1 protein-coding gene is annotated in these 1,453 nt (G+C 44.7%); it reads right to left on the reverse strand.

What is annotated here, in order from left to right:
- Positions 1-176: 176 nt before the first annotated feature.
- Positions 177-1,453: metallophosphoesterase (locus J7J62_05740; protein MCD6124656.1), on the reverse strand; the 1,277-nt coding region annotated here is incomplete at its 5' end.

Here is a 1,453-nt window from a genome sequence, read left to right on the forward strand (position 1 = left end):
TTTTTCGAGATCTTCTATTAGATGTACCACATCGGCGTAGTCTGCCAGGACGATACCGTCGGCCGACAAACCTCCGCGTCTTTACAGGTGTGGTTCTTTACTATTTCGGGCTTCGCCTATCCTGCATCTCCCAACTAACGCCGGGAGAGTACAGGATATTGCTCTTATCCCTACCTTCACAAGTGGGGAGTCCTCGCTAAATTAAAGCTCACTTCAAGAACCTCTCCAGCATCTGCATGATAGCAATTCCACCTTATCCCGCAGGAACAGGTCCAGAGATCATAAGGATTTCTCTCCGAGCAAATCTCCTTTCCTATGATGTACATCTCTGCATCACTCACCATTTCGACGGCAGTATCCGCTTTCCTCCTCAGCTGAACATGAACAGTGCTTTCAGAAGGACAGTGTACGATAAGATTCAAATAATGTCCGTTGAACCGCTTCACCAACCTCACGGGAATTGCACCCTTAACTTCCTCCTTCTTCCAATTCATAGTCTTCGGGGTATTTATCTCAATATCATCGGAACTCCCATGTACTTCTAAATCACCATGCATTAAAGTAGTATGCACACTTCCGTCTTTGGTAAAAATGCCTATAGTAGCCAAGTGTGGCTTAGAATTTGGATCACTGCAAGTTCCATTAACATACACCGGTATATTTGCGACTTCCGTATAGATAAGCTCGTGTGTATGACCGCCAAAAGCGCATTTGACATTCGAAGCCTTCTCAAATACCCAGGATGCATATTTATACCATTGATCCAAGGGATGGTGAGCAAATATCACCTTGCTTAATTGATCTTCACACAGTCTCTTTTTAAGCCAGAGCATATCAGGTAATGATAGATAGGGCTCACAAAACCCGGGAACTATACTCTGCTCATTGTATGCATCGAACCCTATGAGCTTAAACATTCCTAATTCCAAGTACCAGAGCCTCTCAAACCAATCATAGAAATAATCACAATTAGGATCAATATCATGGTTTCCCTTAACCCAAAGGTTGTTTGACAGTTTGTCCTTTGAATAATTCCATATAATTTCAAACCAACTTTCTTCAATTGGAGAGTCAAGTCCAAAGTTGTCTCCTGTATATCCACCGGAACCAGATACAACATCACCGCCGAACATAGTAAAGCTTGGATTACACAAAGCTAATCGATCTATTTGTTCCTTGGCTGCATCCGTCCACACCACAGAATCGGGCAGCCCTGAAGATACGTGAAGGTCAGCAATCCAGCCAAACGTAAAGGGATGGATCTGCGCAAGATGCGCGGTCACATTGGACTTGGTCATGATGTACTTCCCGAACGCTTCGTATCCCCCATGAATGCACCAGATGGACGGGTCGATGTAGACCCTTTGGTTAGCGCCAACAGATAAGTGCTCCCCGGTGAACCTGTATTCACCAGTAGGCAGTTTAAAAGCTCCAAAGCCCATGATGTCCTCCT

It is taken from the genome of bacterium (assembly GCA_021159335.1).
Lineage (GTDB): Bacteria > UBP14 > UBA6098 > B30-G16 > B30-G16 > JAGGRZ01.